Raw genomic sequence first — 15,391 nt, 5'->3', positions numbered from 1 at the left:
CATGAACTCACCCACCGTGCTCGTGACCGGCGCGACCGGGACCGTCGGATCCGCGCTCGTGACCGCTCTGCGCTCCCGCGGCGCGACCGTGCGGGCGATGACCCGCGTTCCCGACCGGCCCATCCCCGGCGCCGAGACCGTCGTCGCCGACCTGCGGGAGCCGGCGTCGATCGCCCGCGCCCTGGACGGCGTCGACGCGGCCTTCCTCAACAGCCCGTCGACCGAAGACGCCGCGGCGCTCCAGATCCGGTTCGCCGACCTCGCGCACGAGGCCGGTGTCGGTCGCCTCGTCCTGCTCTCGCAGTACGCGGCACGCCCCGACTCACCGGTGCGATTCCTGCGCTGGCATGCCGAGGTCGAATCCCATGTGCAGCATCTCGGACTGGACCGCACCGTGCTGCGCCCCAACCTCTACATGCAGGGGATGCTCGGATTCGCCGGCACCATCGCACAGGGCTGGTTCGGCGCGCCGATCGGCGACGTGCCGGTCAGCCTCGTCGACACCCGGGACATCGCGGACACCGCTGCCGTCGTGCTGACCAGCACGGGACATATCGGCCGCACGTACACGCTGACCGGCCCGCGCGCCGTGACGCATCCTCGGATCGCCGAGGTGCTCTCCGAGGCGACGGGGCGGGTCATCAGCTTCCACGACGCGTCCGCCGAGCAGTTCACCGCGGCCTTGGCCGGGCAGCTCCCGCCGTGGCAGCTCTCCGGACTCGTCGAGGACTACGCGCACTACGCCCGGGGTGAAGCCGCCGAGGTGCACCCGTCCGTCGAGGACATCACCGGGCGCCCGGCTCGCGACATCACCGATTTCGCCCGGGACTACGCCGCCGCGTTCACGTCGGCGGCATCGCCCACCGAGGGGAGGTCCCGGTGATCTACCACTGCATCCGGTTCACGGTCAGGGCCGGCGTCCCCGAGGAGGAGAAGGCAGCCGCTCTCGCGCAGATGCGCGAACACATCAACGCCATCTCCGTCCTCGAGGCCCGCATCGTCGGCCTTGACGTCGGCGGGGAGTTCGACTACGGAGCCGTGTCCGTCCTCGCCGACCTCGCAGGCTACGAGGAGTACATGAATCATCCGGCGCACCTGGCCATGGACAGGGTCGGGCTGCCGCTGGTCGACAGGTTCGTGTCCTACGACATCGTCGACGACCCCGACCCGGAGGTGGAGCGCAAGATCGCCGACATCCACCGTCGCAGGTTCGAGGACGTCCCCGACATCGCCGAGCTCGTCGCCGGAGTCGACGAGTACAGCGGCAGCGCCGCTCCCGGTGAGCACGGGTGACCCCGATGTGCCGCAGGCTCGACCGGATGCGGTCGGCACAGCACCCGGCCCGGGCCCGATCCGCCGCTCCTCGCCGGCGGCGCGCCGGGGAAGTCTGCGCTGCGGGGCCCGGATCGTGCGCGCACAGCACATCCGTTCTCCCCGGGATCTTGCCAGCCTGGCATCCCACGAATCCTCCGCACTCCAGAAAGGTCCGCCATCATGCCTGATCACGTTCCGACCCCACCTGTGCTCGAGCCCGCTGCCGCCGAGTTCGCGGCGGCGACCGCCACGGCGCCGTTCCTGTTCGACCTGGGGCCCGCCGAAGGCCGCAGGACCGTCGACGAGGTCCAGTCCGGCGACGTCGCCAAGCCTGCCGTCGAGGACGAGTGGGTCTCGGTCGACGCGGGCCGCGTCGGCTCCGTGGACGTCCGCATCGTCAAGCCGGCCGGGGCCACGGGTGCTCTTCCCGTGATCGTGTACATCCACGGGGCCGGCTGGGTGTTCGGCAACGCCGGCACGCACGATCGTCTCGTCCGCGAGCTCGCGGTCGGTGCTGGTGCGGCCGTGGTCTTCCCCGAGTACGACCTGTCGCCGGAAGCCAGGTACCCCGTCGCCGTCGAGCAGAGCTACGCGGCGGCCGCCTGGGTGGCCGGCCACGGCGCAGAGTACGAGCTGGACCCGGAACGCATCGCGATCGCCGGCGACTCGGTGGGCGGCGGCATGTCCGCCGCGGTCACCCTGCTCGCCATGCAGCGCGGGGACGTCACGTTCCGCCACCAGGTGCTCTTCTACCCGGTGACCGACGCCGCCTTCGACACGGCCTCGTACCACGAGTTCGCCGAAGGGTACTTCCTGCGCCGTGATGGCATGCAGTGGTTCTGGGACCAGTACACCACCGACCCCGCGCAGCGCGCGGAGATCACCGCGAGCCCGCTGCGCGCACGGGTCGAGGAGCTCTCCGGGCTGCCCCCGGCACTGATCATCACCGGCGAGGCCGACGTGCTGCGCGACGAGGGCGAGGCCTATGCGAACAAGCTGCGCCGAGCCGGAGTGCCGGTCGTCGCCGTCCGCTACCAGGGCATCATCCACGACTTCGTCATGCTCAACGCCCTGCGCGGGACTCACGCCGCCGAGGCCGCGATCGCTCAGGCGACCACCGTGCTGAAGACCGCGCTGACCGCATGAGCGCTGCTGCCGTCACCTCCGACAGGACCGCCGCGGTCCCCCTCCACACCACGACGAGACCGGACAACGACCAGCACGTCCGTGCGACGGGAGAGCAACGATGAGATACAGAGGTTTCACGTCCCTCGAGGTCCGCGCGGAGGACCGGGTCGCCTGGGTGACGATCGACAACCCGCCGGTGAACACCCTCGATGCCACCCTGGCCGGGGACCTCAAGGCATTCACCGACGAGGTGCGCCGGGACGAGGGCGTCGCCGTGATCGTCCTCCGATCGGCCGGTTCCGAGTTCTTCTCCGCCCACGCGGACTTCGAGTGGTCCTTCGACCCGAGCACGCTCACGGCCCTGGCCGACCCTGATGCCGACCCATCGCTCAATCCCTTGCAGCAGCTCAACGAGCAGCTGCGCACCCTCCCGCAGGTGACGATCGCGATGCTTCGAGGCTACGCACGCGCCGGCGGCATCGAGCTGGCGATGGCGGCGGACATGCGGTTCGCCGCCGCGGACCGGACCTGGCTGTCCCAGCCCGAGTCGCTGATGGGCATCTTCCCCGGCGGCGGTGGCACCCAGTACCTCAACCGGCTCGTCGGCCGCGCCCGTGCGCTGGAGATCGTGCTCGGTGCGGGGCTGTTCGACACGTCGCTCGCCGAACGCTACGGGTGGATCAATCGCGCTGTGCCCGATGAGCACCTCGACGCCTTCGTCGACGCCCTCGCCCGCCGTATCGCCGCCTTGCCGCCCGGAGTGGCCGCCGCAGCGAAGGAGGCGCTGGACGCGGCCGAGGCGAGCGGTCCGGTCCCGGACCTCACGCAGGAGGCGGCCGCCCACGCGAAGGTCTATCCCTCCCCGGACGACGTCGTCGACCGACTCCGCGTGGTCATGGACCGCGGAGGGCAGACTCGGGACGGCGAGATCCATCTCGAACGGCTGCTGGAGGCCGTGCCCTGGGCCCACCGTTCCTCGCGGCCGGCCTCTCAGCCCGGAGCCCCGTCATGAAGACATGGTTCATCACGGGCGCCTCACGGGGTTTCGGTCGTGAGCTGACCGTCCAGCTCCTCGCACGAGGAGACCGCGTCGCGGCCACGGCACGCCACCCGGAACAGCTGGACGATCTCGCCGTGGGCTCCGGTGACCGGCTCTGGAGAGGCCGCCTCGACGTGACGGACACGGAACAGCTCCGGTCGGTGGTCGATGCGGCCTTCGCCGAGCTCGACCGGATCGACGTCGTGGTCTCCAACGCCGGCTACGGCCTCTTCGGGGCCGCCGAGGAGCTCACCGACGCGCAGATCGACCATCAGGTCGCGACCAACCTCACCGGCCCGATCCAGCTCGCGCGCGCGGCGACGCCGCACCTGCGGGCGCAGGGCGGCGGTCGGATCGTGCAGATGGCCAGCATCGGGGGGCAGATCGCCTTCCCGGCGATGAGCCTGTACCACGCGACGAAGTGGGGGATCGAGGGCTTCTGGGAATCGGCCGCCGCCGAGCTCGCCCCGTTCGGCATCGACGTCATGATCGTCGAGCCCGGAGTGGCCCGCACAGATTTCGGCGGCACCAGCGCGGCCCTCGGACCCCCGTCGGACGACTATGCCGACGGTCCGTCCGGGGCCCTGCGGGACGCGCTGTCCGGTCGCGCAGCGCCCCTGCCCGCGCCAGGGGACCCGGTGAAGATCGCTCGCGCGGTCATCGACGCCGCGACCGACGCCGAGGTCCCCACGCGACTGACCTTGGGCTCTGACGCCTACGCCCTGGGAGTCGCAGCCCTGGGCGATCGGCTCGAGGCCCTGCGGGCCGCGCGTGAGCGCGCGCTCTCGACCGATGCGGACGAACCGGAGAGAGGAGTGCTGAGATGAAGGTCTTCGTCATCGGAATCGCAGGGGGCCTCGGGTCGCGGCTGGCACGGCTGCTGACCTCGGCAGGTGACCAGGTCGACGGACTCCATCGCCGTCCCGAACAGGGCGAACGGCTCGCGGCGGACGGCATCCATGCCACCTCTGGCGACCTGACCCGCCTCGATGCACCCGCGCTCGCCGAGCTTCTGGACGGCGCGGACGTCCTGGTCTTCGCTGCCGGAGCAGGAGGCGGGGGGGGCGCCGCGACCATCAGCGCCATCGACGGGGAAGGTCTGAGCACCGCCATCGAGGCCGCCCGCCTCGCCGGCACCCGTCGGCTCGTGCTCGTCTCGGTCTTCCCCGAGGCGTGGCGCGGGCTCGAGGTCTCCGACACCTTCGAGCACTACATCGCGGTGAAGAAGAAGGCCGACGCCGAGCTCGCAGCCACCGACCTCGACTGGGTGATCCTGCGCCCCGCCGCGCTGACGGACAAGCCCGGTACGGGGCTGATCAGCCTCGCGCCGGCACTGGTCCACACGCAGGTCTCCCGCGACGACGTGGCCGCCACGCTCGCCGGGCTCGTCCGCACCCCCGAGATCCATCACAGGATCCTCGAGCTCACCGAAGGGCCGACACCGATCACGGACGCTGTCCGGCAACGCACCGAAGGATCCGATGGATGACCACTCTGTTCTCTCGCATCATCGCTGGTGAGCTGCCTGGGCACGTCGTCTGGGAGGACCCCGGGATCACGGCATTTCTCAGCATCGCTCCGTTGCGGCCCGGTCATACCCTCGTGGTTCCTCGAGAAGAGGTCGACCAGTGGACCGATGCCGACGCCGCTCTCCTGGGCCGTTGTGTGGAGGTGGCCCGAGCCATCGGGCACGGGGTGCAGCGGGCGTGGGGCGCTCCGCGGGCCGGCCTCGTGATCGCAGGTTTCGAGGTGCCTCACCTGCACATTCATGTCGCCCCCGTCTGGGGCACGTCCGACTTCGACCTCAGCAGGGTCGAGCGGGAAGACGACGAGTCGGCATTGGAGGATGCCGCGCAGAAGCTCCGTTCCGCTTTGCTCGAACTCGGCCACGAACAGGCCCGCGGCACCGAGCGGCGGGCGTGAGCCCCGGCGCGCCCGTCGAGGGTGCGCCCCGGCTGCTGTCTCCGGGCGGAGCATGCGGCGACGACGAGGCACGAGGATGCCCGAAGGAGAGGTTGTCATGAGCACATTGGCCGTGGTGGGGGCAGGGCCGCAGCTGGGTATGTCGATTGCCCGTCGCTTTGCGCGCGAGGGCTTCTCTGTCGCACTGCTCGCACGGCACCGCGATCCGCTCGAGGAGCGAGCGGAAGAATTGCGCGACAGCGGCGTCGATGCCGCGGCGTTCCCCGCCGACGTGACTGACCCGGACAGCCTGCGCAGCTCGCTGGCAGCGGCGGAAGAGCGGTTCCGCGGAATCGATGTCCTGGAGTTCTCGCCGGCACCGAGCACGGCCGACCTGCGGGTCCGTCCGCTCGTCGAGGCGCGCGAGGTCACGGTCGCATCGGTGATGCCCGAGTTCGACCTGTACCTCCGTGGCGGCATCACGGCTGTTCGGCACGTGCTGCCGGGAATGCTGTCCCGCGGTGCGGGCTCCATCATCGTCACCACCGGAGCCGGGTCCGGCCCGATGATCATCCCCCAGGTGGCGAACGTGCAGATAGCCACCGCGGGCCTGCGCAATTGGACACTGAACCTGCATGCCTCCCTGGCAGGCCAGGGCGTCTACGTGGCTCATGTGGCTCTGGCCGCTGCGATCGGCCAGGGCGGACCCGATGCCGAGCCCGACGCCATCGCGGACGCCTACTGGGAGCTGTACACCACGCGTACCGAACCGGAGCTGTTCTACGACGCACTGCCCGGCGACTGGCAGACGGGCAGGGTGGCCGACAAGTTCGTCGTCGACCCGGAGATGGACTCATGAGCACGAGTCCCGATGCGGGGCGCTCGGCGCCCCGGCGCCCGCCGACCCGCATCGATGCGAAACGGCTGGTCGCATCGACGACGGCGCCGTGGTCGACGACATCGTGCGCGGTGCCGGCTCGTCCGGCTCCGTTCGCGCCGGCGGGCTCGCAGCCGATCCGGCCGTCACGGTGCTGCTGATCGAGCGATCGGGGTCACCGGTCGGCGTGCCGGTGGGAGGTGCTATCGCGACGGATCAGGCCTCCACACCCCGTCGGGCCGGATCGACGGGGAAGCGGGGCATCTCCCCGGCCGCGAGGCGCCGCAGCTCCTCCAGGGCGTATTCGCCCATGCGGCGCAGCTCGTTGCCCTGGGAACCGGCGATGTGCGGGGTGATCGACACGTTCTCCAGGCCCCAGAGCGGATCGTCGTCGGGCAGGTCGTCGTGCACGTCCAGCACCGCGGCGAGTCGGCCCGAGACCAGCTCCCCGCGCAGGGCGTCGAGGTCGACGAGGGCGGGACGGGCGGTGTTGACGAAGGTGGCTCCGTCCCGCATCCGAGCCAGCAGCTCCCGGCTGACCATGCCCTGGGTGGAGGGGACGTCGGGTGCGTGGAGGCTGACCACATCGCTGCGCGCGTACAACTCCTCCGGCTCCACCTGCACCGCGCCGAGCGCGACGATCTGCTCCGCGGTCGCGACGGGATCGGTGATCAGCACCTCGACGTCGAAGCGCCGCAGGTGCTCGGCCACCAGCGTCCCGATGCGGGAGGCGCCGATGAGCCCGACGACCCCGCCGTAATTGCCGACCTCCGGGGCCGCGGCGGCGCCGGGGCGGACCTCGTGGTCGACGCGGTAGCACGCCTCCTGGGCCAGGGACCGCTTCCCGGCCAGCAGGATGTGCGCGAGGGCGAACTCCGCGACCGGCACCGCGTTGGCCTCGGTCGAGGAGGTCACCACGATGTCACTCCGCCCCCACACCGACTCGGAGACGACGAAGCGCACGGTGCCGGCGGTGTGGACGATCGCCCGCAGTCGGGGCATCCGCGCCAGGGCGGACGCGTCGACGCAGGGGGAGGCCCAGCCGGTGATCAGCACCTCGACGTCGGCGAGCTCCTCGTCGGACGCGGCCGCGAGATCGGGAACGGTCCGGGTGGTGTCGACCTCGGCCAGGCTCTCCAGTCGGGCGAGCTGGGCCGCGTCGAACATCCGTCCCGGCAGGGCCTCGGGCATCGCCAACAGCGCCCTCATCGGGCGTTCTCCTGACCGAAGGCGATCAAGGCGCGCAAGGTCTCGGCCTCGCGGGGGAGGAGTGCGGGGTCGTCCTCGGGGACGAACTCGAGCAGCGCGTCGCGGTCCGAGCCCTCGGCCGCGAGCACCGCGAAGACCTCCCGCCACAGCTCGGTGCGCTCGGCGAGCGGATGGCGCTGGTGATTCGGCCACCAGGAGAAGACGTGGATCGTCGAGGTGCGCGGCAGCACCCGGTGCAGCGTCTCGATCGCCGCGGCCGAGGGCATGTCCTGGTGCGGCTGCCAATAGCTGCGCACGTCGTCGCGCCCGATCTCCTCGAGCAGGGCCATGGTCGAGGTGATCTCGTCGGTGAGCGTGCCGCCGTGGAACTCCAGACCGACGTCGAGGCCGTGCTCCCCGGCGCGATCGCCGAACTCGCGGATCCGGCAGACGATCCGTGCGCGCTGCTCGGCGGTGACCTCGGCGGACCCCGTGCGGCCGGCCCACACCCGGATCCGCGGTGCCTCGAGTGCACGCGCGGCGACGATCACCGCGTCGGCCTGACCGGCGAACTCCTCGTCGGACCCCTCGAAGCCCAGGTAGGAGCCGTAGGAGGCGACGGCGAGGCCGGCCTGCTCGGTCAGGGCGCGGGCGCGCTCGCCAGCGACCGCGTCGCCGGGAGGGACGTGGGCGTCACCGGCCCACTCGATGGCCTCGAGCCCGGCGTCGGCGGCGAGGTCGACGACGCGCTCGACCGCGAGCCCGCGGAAGGTGACGGAGCAGAGTCCGGGACGGATCATGGGGCCTCCAGGTGTCGTTACGGTAGGCGAGGAACAGTCGACGAGCGGACGGCAAGCGTTTACCCCGAGCGTATCGCGAGCGAGGAGGCCTGGGAGAGATGGGCACGGACACGAGCGATCCCCGTGTGGCGAGCCCGGCCGTCGCGCCCCCGAACGTGCTGCTGCTGGTCACCGACGACCAGGGCGCCTGGGCGCTCCCCTCCGCGATGCCCGAGCTGCACACTCCGATCCTCGCGCGTCTCCAGCGCGAGGGCAGGACCTTCGAACGGTTCTTCTGCGCCTCCCCGGTGTGCTCGCCGGCCCGCGCGAGCATGACCACCGGGCGCATGCCGTCGGCCCATGGGGTGCACGACTGGCTCCACCCGGAGGCCCTGGCCCGCACCGACGCGCCCCGTCGGCCGTTCGACCCGGACTTCCTCGAGGACCTTCCCGGCGCGGACACGCTCGGGGCGATGTTCTCCCACCACGGATACCGCTGCGGGATGACCGGTAAATGGCACCTCGGCTCCTCGGACCGCCCGGCGGAGGGATTCGAGTACTGGTACGCCCACCAGCTCGGTGGCGGCCCCTACTACGACGCCCCGATCTGGCGTCAGGCCGACGGGGCGGGTGCTCCGGCGTCCCCCGCACAGCCCGGCACCGAACCCTCCTACCTCACCGACGCGATCACGGACCGCGCTCTGGACTTCCTGCGCGGAGCGGCCGACGACCGGCGGCCCTTCTTCCTCCAGGTGACCTGGACCGCCCCGCACGACCCCTGGTTCGACGGCAACCATCCTGCTGACCTGCTGGACCTCTATGCCGACACGGACTTCCCCTCCGTCCCGCAGCCCCCGGCGCACCCCTGGTCCGTTCCGGAGAACTTCCCCCGGGCCGTCGCGGACCGACACGGCGCGCTCGCCGGCTACTGCGCGGCGCTCAGCGGCGTGGACCGCAGCATCGAGGCGCTCCTCGCCGAGCTCGAGCGCACCGGGGCGCTGGAGAGCACGATCGTCATCGTCACCTCCGACAACGGCTTCTCCTGCGGCCACCACGGCATCTGGGGCAAGGGCAATGCCACCACCCCGCTGAACTTCTGGGAGCCCTCGATCACCGTGCCCCTCATCGTGCGCTGGCCTCGGCACGTTCCCGCGGGAACCTGGGATCGCACCCCGATCTCGGCCACCGGCCTGCTGGAGACCCTGGCCGAGCTCACGGGCGCGGTCCCCCGTGAGGATCCGCTGCGGGCGGGGCGCTCGTTCGCCGAGTGCCTGGTGGGTGGGCGCGACGACCCGAACGGGCGTGATGCGCCGGACGGAACCCGGGCAGGGGAAGAGCGCGGGGCCGGCCCGGCCGACGGTTCGATCGTCATCCACGACGAGTACGGTGCCCACCGCATGATCCGCACCGACGGATGGAAGCTCGTGCTGCGCCGCGAAGGGCCCACCGAGCTGTATCACCTCGACGACGACCCGGGCGAGGAGCGCGACCTCTCCCACGACCCGGCGCACGCCGCCCGACGACGCGCGCTGGAGGGTGAGCTGACGTCGTGGTTCGCGGCCCACGAGACGGCCGCGCTGAGCGGCTGGGGCACCGCGGTCGACGGCGCCGGGCAGCGACGACCGCTGGGCTGATCCGGGCCGTGGCGCCGGATCGTCAGGCCGCCGCGTCGCGGCGGGCCCAGCGCTCCAGCGTCATCGGCTCCCCGACCAGGGTGCGGGTCAGCTCCCAGTCGGCACGGTAGGCGACCGGCTCGGTGAACCAGGTGAACATGGCCCTCAGATCCTCGCTGGGCAGCCCCGAGGTCGGCAGCGGCGTGTAGCGCACCGGGCGGTCCAGGGCCGTGGCGAACGCGTCGGCCATCTGCGACCCGGTCCGCTCGTCGCCCGCGATCTCCACGGCGCTCGGCGTGGACGACGGGTCGATGAGCATCCGGGCGGCGGCGGCGCCGATGTCGGCGACGGCGATCATCTGCAGGGGCACCTCGTCCGGCAGGGGGAGCGGTAGCACCGCGCCCTCCGGGCCGTCCTGGACGGCCAGGTTCTCCATGAAGAACGTCGGCCGCACCACCGCGGCGGAGAGCGTCGAGGCCGCGAGGTGACGCTCGACCTCCCACTTGCTCTCGAAGTGGGGGACCCCGGTGCCGCGATCGGCGCCTCCCACCGAGCTGAACACCATGTGCTCCACGCCGGCGCGGACCGCGGCGTCGACGAGGGAGCGTCCGCGCGAGAACTCTGCCTCGGCGCCACCATCCATGCTGGTCATGCCGAAGACTCGGCGGGTGCCGGCGAGGGCCGTGGCGGTGCTGTCGGTGTCCTCCAGGTCTGCTTCGACCACGTCGGCGCCCCGCGCGAGCAGGGCCTGGGCGGCGGCGGAGGTGCGGGAGCGGGTCAGCGCGCGGACGGGGATGCCGGCTGCCAGCAAGGAGGTGGCGACGGCTCCGCCCTGCTGACCGGTGGCGCCGAGGACGGCGACGGTATCGGTGCTGCGCCGCGGGGTCAGGATGTCGCTGGTCGTGGTCGTGGTCGTGGTCGTGGTCGTGGTCGTGGTCGTGGTCGGGTCGGTCATGGTGGTGCTCCTTCCGTTCCCGGGAGTCGGGCGACCCCCGCACCGTCCAGTATTAGCCGACTAATTGTAGGATGGCAAGGTGTCCGTCCCACGCAATGTCAGTGCCCTGATCCCCGTCGTCGCCCGCGAGCACCGTTCCCTGGCCGGAGAGCTGCTGCAGCCGCTGGGCCTGTATCCGGGCCAGGAGCTGGCCCTGATGCTCCTGGCCGAGTCGAGTCCGCGCTCCCTGGCCGAGCTCGCCGAGATCCTGCACGTCACCGCGCCCACCATGACGGTCATGATCCAGCGCATGGAGAAGAAGGGTCTGGTCACGAAGGAGCGCAGCACGGAGAACCGGCGTCAGGTCGAGGTGCGCCTGACCGTCGAGGGCGAACGCACGCATGAGCGCGTCCTCGGGCTCTGGGACACCCTCGATGCGCGCACCGTCTCGCACCTGAGCCCGGCCGAGCAGGTCGAGCTCCAGCGCCTGCTGCGCCTCACGCTCGACGGGGTCCGCGAGGCCGCCGAGGGCTGAACCGCGTCGACGGCCTCACAGCCACCTCGCCCCGGAGATCCTTCAGACCACCCGGACCTCTTCGACCTGTCCCGACGCGGCGGACCGGGTCGCGGCCTCCACCAGAGCGAGGCTGCCGAGATTCGCGGCGCCGGCCGTTTCCGGGACGGTGCCGTGCGCGATCGCGTCGGCGAAGATCCCCAGTCCGGCAGCACGCCCGTAGAGATCCTGCGGGGCGAGTTCGACCGGCTCCGGTCGCCCGCCCGGCCGGCGCAGGGTGACGTGGTCCTTCGCGATCGGATCGGCCTCGGGGCCGCCGCCCCCGCGACTGGTGAAGAACAACTCGCCGTCCTCGCCGGTGATGCGCCAAGCCCCGGCCCATGGCGTGGGCTCGCCGCGGCTGAGCCAGCTGCCGCGGTAGCTGACCACGAGCCCGCCCGCCATCTCGATGGTGACGACGGCCGACGCCTCCTCGACATACTTGCTGAAGGAGGGGTCGGAGACCTTCGTGTAGACGCGCACGGCCTCCTGCCCGGTGACCTTCCGGAGCAGATCGACATGATGGATCGCCATGTCGTGGAGCAGCGGATGTGGGAACCGGTAGTGCGGGTGGGTCTCGAACGGGCGGTCGTTGTCCCACTGACGGAAGTCGATGCTGATCCCCGCGAGCTCCCCGAGAACTCCCTCGGAGAGGAGGCGCTGCGCGGTCCTCGGCGCCGGGTAGTTGCGGTAGTTCTGGCTGACCTGCAGCACGAGGCCCAGGTCGTCCGCGCGGCGGGTGACCTCGACCGCGTCCTTAAGCGAGGTGGCGAAGGGCTTCTCGACGAGCACGTGCTTGCCGGCGGCGAGGGCCTCGAGCGCGAGCGGCGCATGGGTCACGGCCGGAGCGGTGATCACCACGGCATCGGCCTCCACGGCGGCGAGCGCGCCGGTCAGGCTCGGGAAGGCCCTGTGCTCCGGCAGTCCCAGCTCGGCGCGGACCGCGCGCAGGGTCTCCTGGTCGGGGTCGACGATCGCGGCGACCTCGACGGTGGGGACCGGCGGGATCGCATGGCGCGCCCAGTCGCCGCCCCATCCTCCGAGGCCGACGTGGATGATCTTCAGGGGCATCGCTGCCTCTCCCTGCTGTGTGTCGGTGCACGATGGTCGCGTACCCGGTCCATCCTGACACCATCGTCCACGTCCGCACACCACCGCCCGCGAGGAGCCCACCCGATGCCCACCTCCCGCCCCGACCGGCCCAACATCCTGCTGATCGTCTCCGACGACCACGGCTATGGGGATCGCTCCGCGAGCGGCAGCCCGGATGCCCGCACCCCGCAGCTGGATCGCCTCGCCGCGGCCGGCACCACCTTCGAGGACGCCTATGTCACCGCCCCGATCTGTTCCCCCTCCCGGGCCGGGCTGATCGCGGGCGCGTACCAGCAGCACTGGGGTGCGCAATGGTTCGACACCTCCGCCTTCCCCCCTGCCGAGCGGCCCGTGCTGCCCGAGATCCTGGGGGAGGCCGGGTACCGCACCGGCTACTTCGGCAAGGTCCACTACGGGCCTGAACAGGCCGGCGACCGCGCCTGCCCCGACCAGCACGGCTTCGATGCGTCCCTGTACGGGCTCGCCGGGCAGAGCATGGGGCGCCTGCACTACCTGCACCACTCGCGTGGCGCCGAGGCGGAGCTGGGGGAGGCGAGCGGGGTCCACGGCGTCGGCCCCCTGCTCGAGGGCGGGCGCGAGGTGGACTGCGAGCAGCACCTGACCGTTGAGTTCACCGATCGCGCGATCGACTTCATGGGGCCCGGCGCGGCGAGCGGGAGGACGACCGGTGCCGACGTCGGGGCCACGGGCCGGGCCGGTGCCGACGTCGGGACCACGGACCGGGCCGCCGCCGGCGTCGGGACCACGGGCCGTGCCGGCGCCGACCCGTACGCCGAGGATCCCTTCTTCTGCCTGGTCGCCTACAACGCCGTCCACAATTTCGCCTGGCAGCTGCCCGAGGACGAGCTCGCCGCCCGCGCCCTGCCCAGCCACGACGACTTCGATCCCGCGGTCGGGGAGTACGTCGACTGGTACGACGGGGCGATCTCCCCGCACCTCGAGCACGGCCGCGACTACTACCTCGCCCAGCTCGAGATCATGGACCGCGAGATCGGGCGGCTGCTCGACCACCTCGAGGCCACCGGCCGACGCGAGAACACCCTGGTCGTCTACCTGACCGACAACGGCGGCTCCACCTGCAACTACGGGGACAACACCCCGCTGGCCGGCACCAAGTACAGCCTCCTCGAAGGCGGGGTGCGGGTGCCCTTCCTCGTCTCCTGGCCCGGCACGATCCCCGCCGGGGCACGTTCGACGGCCCTGGTCTCCGCCCTCGACCTGCTGCCGACGTTCGCCGCCGCCGCCGGCGCAGAGCTCCCGTCGGACGTCCCCTTCGACGGACTGGACCTGAGGCCGGCCTGGGACGCGGCGGCGGCCTCGGGCGAAGAGGCGGCATCGAGCGCCGAGGCGGCATCGGGCGCCGAGGCCGCGGACGTCGGCGGGCACGAGGCGCTGCACTTCGACACCGGTTTCCAGTGGGCCGTGCGCACCGCGGACTGGAAGCTGCGCAACGTCGACCCCGCCACCGGGCACCGCGATCACCTGCTCGCCGTCGAGCACGCCGACATCGGCTCCGGGCTCACCCTCGTGCCGATGGGGCCAGAGGCGCCGGACGCCGATGAATCCGCGGCGGCCGACGTCGCCGCCGAGCACCCGCAGACGGTTGCCGAGCTGACCGCGCTGCACGAGCAGTGGCGGGACGGGCTCGCCGCCGTCTGAGAGTCCTCTCATCGCCGTCTTCGGTCCGTCTCATCGAGGGCTGGTTCTCTGGGACCATCGACGACCGAGCCCCACGCGGGGCCGATGGAGGAGGACACCATGCGGACGAAGACGATCTGGACCGTGGCCGCCGGAACCACCGCGGCGGTGCTCGCCCCCGGGGCCGCCAGCGCCCTGGCCGCCGGGGAGCCGGCCATTGCCGCCGAACCGACCGTCGCGGTGCAGCAGGACGTGAGCGCCGACGCGACCGCCGACAGTGCGGACACGGTCTCCGCCGCCAGCGCTGATGAGCCCTCGTCGCAGAATCCCGGCGAGGCACCATCGGCGGAGTCGATGACCTCGGCCGGCAGCGCCGTCTCGGCGCAGACCCCCGCCTCGCCCGTCTCCGCGCCATCCGCGGTCTCGGCGCAGACCGCCCCATCAGCACCGTCGGCCCAGACGGCACCCTCGGCTCAGTCGCCGGAATCGCCGAGCTCCGCGAGCTGACCGGAAGGGCGCACGGACCGGGAACGCGACAGGCCCTGGCCCCCTTGGTAGGGGCCAGGGCCTGTCGCGTTGAGGCGGGCAGCGGCGGGCCGACTCCGCGCCTCAGCGCTTGCCGAGCAGCGTCCCCATCGGCACGAAGTCGGAGAACTCCGCATCCAGCGTCGATCTGGACGCGGCCGGGGCCTCGGACCCGACCGCGTCGGCGGACTCCTCGGCGCTCTCCGCGGCGGCACCGGTGCCGGCGCGCAGCAACGTGGCCAGCTCGGCGGCGGCCCGCCGCACCCGCGCGCCCAGGGGCTGCTCGTCGGCCTGCCCCTCGGTATCGGCTCCGAAGTCGGCCGACGCGGCGAAGACGACCGTCGGGACGACCTCCGCCTTCAGGTAGCCGAACATCGGCCGGATCGCGTAGTCGATCGCCAGGGAATGACGGGCGGTGCCCGCCGTCGCCCCCAGCAGCACCGGCTTGCCCGCCCACACGTCGACGTCGACGGCGTCGAAGAAGGTCTTGAACAGACCGGAGGGGCCGACGTTGAACACCGGCGTGACGGCGATGACCGCATCGGCGGCGCGCACCGACTCGATCACCATGGACAGCTTCTCGCTCGGGAAGCGGGTGAGCAGGGCGTCGGTGATGTCGTGGGCGTATTCGCGCAGCTCCACCGTCGTCACGTCCACCTCGGCGCCATCACGGCCGAGAGCAGCGGCGGTCGCCCGCGAGAGCTGGTCGGTGAGCATGCGGGTGGAGCTGGGGGTGGACAGTCCAGCGGACAGGGCCACGAGACGGACGGTGTCAGTCATGGGAAGAT

At 71.9% G+C, this 15,391-nt stretch carries 17 protein-coding genes; 12 read left to right on the top strand and 5 right to left on the bottom strand.

Translation table 11 applies throughout. The features are described 5' to 3' along the window. Nucleotide 1 precedes the first annotated feature (1 nt). From BH708_RS11445 to BH708_RS11410, 8 genes are all read left to right on the top strand, one after another. Complete coding sequence (locus tag BH708_RS11445) at nucleotides 2-883, top strand: SDR family oxidoreductase (RefSeq protein WP_076808797.1); 882 nt, start codon at nucleotides 2-4, stop codon at nucleotides 881-883. Further along, a complete protein-coding gene (locus BH708_RS11440; RefSeq protein WP_076808795.1) occupies nucleotides 880-1,293 on the top strand; it encodes a Dabb family protein in 414 nt (137 codons plus the stop codon). The genes BH708_RS11445 and BH708_RS11440 overlap by 4 nt, the downstream gene beginning before the upstream one ends. A 201-nt stretch (nucleotides 1,294-1,494) precedes the next feature. Next, complete coding sequence (locus BH708_RS11435) at nucleotides 1,495-2,460, top strand: alpha/beta hydrolase (RefSeq protein WP_076808793.1); 966 nt, start codon at nucleotides 1,495-1,497, stop codon at nucleotides 2,458-2,460. 100 nt (nucleotides 2,461-2,560) lie between these two features. Next, nucleotides 2,561-3,454 carry an enoyl-CoA hydratase/isomerase family protein gene (locus BH708_RS11430; RefSeq protein ID WP_076808792.1) on the top strand — a complete coding sequence of 298 codons (894 nt, stop codon included), beginning with the start codon at nucleotides 2,561-2,563 and terminating at the stop codon, nucleotides 3,452-3,454. Then, the gene (locus tag BH708_RS11425; protein ID WP_076808791.1) at nucleotides 3,451-4,308 is read left to right on the top strand and encodes an SDR family oxidoreductase; all 858 of its coding nucleotides are present in this window, start codon (nucleotides 3,451-3,453) and stop codon (nucleotides 4,306-4,308) included. The genes BH708_RS11430 and BH708_RS11425 overlap by 4 nt, the downstream gene beginning before the upstream one ends. Next, nucleotides 4,305-4,970: an NAD(P)-binding oxidoreductase gene (locus BH708_RS11420; protein ID WP_076808789.1), complete on the top strand. Its 666-nt coding sequence runs from the start codon at nucleotides 4,305-4,307 to the stop codon at nucleotides 4,968-4,970. Before BH708_RS11425 ends, BH708_RS11420 begins: the two co-directional genes overlap by 4 nt. Further along, nucleotides 4,967-5,404, top strand: coding sequence for an HIT family protein (locus BH708_RS11415; RefSeq protein WP_076808787.1), 438 nt, complete (start codon nucleotides 4,967-4,969; stop codon nucleotides 5,402-5,404). Before BH708_RS11420 ends, BH708_RS11415 begins: the two co-directional genes overlap by 4 nt. 97 nt (nucleotides 5,405-5,501) lie before the next feature. Then, nucleotides 5,502-6,242 (top strand): SDR family NAD(P)-dependent oxidoreductase, encoded by a 741-nt coding sequence (locus BH708_RS11410; RefSeq protein WP_076808786.1) that lies wholly within the window; start codon nucleotides 5,502-5,504, stop codon nucleotides 6,240-6,242. A gap of 234 nt (nucleotides 6,243-6,476) precedes the next feature. Here the strand turns inward: BH708_RS11410 and BH708_RS11405 are convergent, their stop codons facing one another. Continuing rightward, the gene (locus tag BH708_RS11405) at nucleotides 6,477-7,469 is read right to left on the bottom strand and encodes a hydroxyacid dehydrogenase (RefSeq protein WP_076808784.1); all 993 of its coding nucleotides are present in this window, start codon (nucleotides 7,467-7,469) and stop codon (nucleotides 6,477-6,479) included. Then, on the bottom strand, nucleotides 7,466-8,248 hold the full coding sequence (locus BH708_RS11400) for a sugar phosphate isomerase/epimerase (protein WP_076808782.1): 783 nt from the start codon (nucleotides 8,246-8,248) through the stop codon (nucleotides 7,466-7,468). The genes BH708_RS11405 and BH708_RS11400 overlap by 4 nt, the downstream gene beginning before the upstream one ends. A gap of 98 nt (nucleotides 8,249-8,346) precedes the next feature. On the opposite strand from BH708_RS11400, the gene BH708_RS11395 reads away from it, so the two are divergent. Further along, nucleotides 8,347-9,861 carry a sulfatase-like hydrolase/transferase gene (locus tag BH708_RS11395; RefSeq protein WP_076808780.1) on the top strand — a complete coding sequence of 505 codons (1,515 nt, stop codon included), beginning with the start codon at nucleotides 8,347-8,349 and terminating at the stop codon, nucleotides 9,859-9,861. Between the two features lie 22 nt (nucleotides 9,862-9,883). Here BH708_RS11395 and BH708_RS11390 read toward each other — a convergent pair whose 3' ends face one another. Then, complete coding sequence (locus BH708_RS11390; protein ID WP_083713522.1) at nucleotides 9,884-10,795, bottom strand: NmrA/HSCARG family protein; 912 nt, start codon at nucleotides 10,793-10,795, stop codon at nucleotides 9,884-9,886. Between the two features lie 79 nt (nucleotides 10,796-10,874). Between BH708_RS11390 and BH708_RS11385 the strand changes: the two genes are divergently transcribed. Then, nucleotides 10,875-11,309, top strand: coding sequence for a MarR family winged helix-turn-helix transcriptional regulator (locus BH708_RS11385; RefSeq protein ID WP_076808778.1), 435 nt, complete (start codon nucleotides 10,875-10,877; stop codon nucleotides 11,307-11,309). 42 nt (nucleotides 11,310-11,351) lie between these two features. On the opposite strand, the gene BH708_RS11380 is transcribed toward BH708_RS11385, so the two are convergent. Next, nucleotides 11,352-12,398: a Gfo/Idh/MocA family protein gene (locus tag BH708_RS11380; protein ID WP_076808776.1), complete on the bottom strand. Its 1,047-nt coding sequence runs from the start codon at nucleotides 12,396-12,398 to the stop codon at nucleotides 11,352-11,354. 105 nt (nucleotides 12,399-12,503) lie between these two features. Between BH708_RS11380 and BH708_RS11375 the strand changes: the two genes are divergently transcribed. Both BH708_RS11375 and BH708_RS11370 read left to right on the top strand, forming a co-directional pair. Then, the gene (locus BH708_RS11375; protein ID WP_076808775.1) at nucleotides 12,504-14,099 is read left to right on the top strand and encodes a sulfatase; all 1,596 of its coding nucleotides are present in this window, start codon (nucleotides 12,504-12,506) and stop codon (nucleotides 14,097-14,099) included. A 99-nt stretch (nucleotides 14,100-14,198) separates the two neighbouring features. After that, nucleotides 14,199-14,585 (top strand): hypothetical protein, encoded by a 387-nt coding sequence (locus BH708_RS11370; protein WP_157235903.1) that lies wholly within the window; start codon nucleotides 14,199-14,201, stop codon nucleotides 14,583-14,585. A 102-nt stretch (nucleotides 14,586-14,687) separates the two neighbouring features. Here BH708_RS11370 and BH708_RS11365 read toward each other — a convergent pair whose 3' ends face one another. After that, the gene (locus BH708_RS11365) at nucleotides 14,688-15,383 is read right to left on the bottom strand and encodes a CE1759 family FMN reductase (protein WP_076808771.1); all 696 of its coding nucleotides are present in this window, start codon (nucleotides 15,381-15,383) and stop codon (nucleotides 14,688-14,690) included. Nucleotides 15,384-15,391 lie beyond the last annotated feature (8 nt).

It is taken from the genome of Brachybacterium sp. P6-10-X1 (genome assembly GCF_001969445.1).
Classification (GTDB): Bacteria; Actinomycetota; Actinomycetes; order Actinomycetales; family Dermabacteraceae; genus Brachybacterium.
Note: the sequence above shows the minus strand (reverse complement) of the source record. Positions and strands in the feature narration are given on the sequence as shown.

Excerpts from the sequence above, each read along its gene's own strand:
- BH708_RS11445 (WP_076808797.1), top strand. The coding sequence starts at position 2 with ATGAACTCACCCACCGTGCTCGTGACCGGCGCGACCGGGACCGTCGGA.
- BH708_RS11435 (WP_076808793.1), top strand. The coding sequence starts at position 1,495 with ATGCCTGATCACGTTCCGACCCCACCTGTGCTCGAGCCCGCTGCCGCC.
- BH708_RS11430 (WP_076808792.1), top strand. The coding sequence starts at position 2,561 with ATGAGATACAGAGGTTTCACGTCCCTCGAGGTCCGCGCGGAGGACCGG.
- BH708_RS11425 (WP_076808791.1), top strand. The coding sequence starts at position 3,451 with ATGAAGACATGGTTCATCACGGGCGCCTCACGGGGTTTCGGTCGTGAG.
- BH708_RS11420 (WP_076808789.1), top strand. The coding sequence starts at position 4,305 with ATGAAGGTCTTCGTCATCGGAATCGCAGGGGGCCTCGGGTCGCGGCTG.
- BH708_RS11415 (WP_076808787.1), top strand. The coding sequence starts at position 4,967 with ATGACCACTCTGTTCTCTCGCATCATCGCTGGTGAGCTGCCTGGGCAC.
- BH708_RS11410 (WP_076808786.1), top strand. The coding sequence starts at position 5,502 with ATGAGCACATTGGCCGTGGTGGGGGCAGGGCCGCAGCTGGGTATGTCG.
- BH708_RS11405 (WP_076808784.1), bottom strand. The coding sequence starts at position 7,469 with ATGAGGGCGCTGTTGGCGATGCCCGAGGCCCTGCCGGGACGGATGTTC.
- BH708_RS11400 (WP_076808782.1), bottom strand. The coding sequence starts at position 8,248 with ATGATCCGTCCCGGACTCTGCTCCGTCACCTTCCGCGGGCTCGCGGTC.
- BH708_RS11395 (WP_076808780.1), top strand. The coding sequence starts at position 8,347 with ATGGGCACGGACACGAGCGATCCCCGTGTGGCGAGCCCGGCCGTCGCG.
- BH708_RS11390 (WP_083713522.1), bottom strand. The coding sequence starts at position 10,795 with ATGACCGACCCGACCACGACCACGACCACGACCACGACCACGACCACG.
- BH708_RS11380 (WP_076808776.1), bottom strand. The coding sequence starts at position 12,398 with ATGCCCCTGAAGATCATCCACGTCGGCCTCGGAGGATGGGGCGGCGAC.
- BH708_RS11375 (WP_076808775.1), top strand. The coding sequence starts at position 12,504 with ATGCCCACCTCCCGCCCCGACCGGCCCAACATCCTGCTGATCGTCTCC.
- BH708_RS11370 (WP_157235903.1), top strand. The coding sequence starts at position 14,199 with ATGCGGACGAAGACGATCTGGACCGTGGCCGCCGGAACCACCGCGGCG.
- BH708_RS11365 (WP_076808771.1), bottom strand. The coding sequence starts at position 15,383 with ATGACTGACACCGTCCGTCTCGTGGCCCTGTCCGCTGGACTGTCCACC.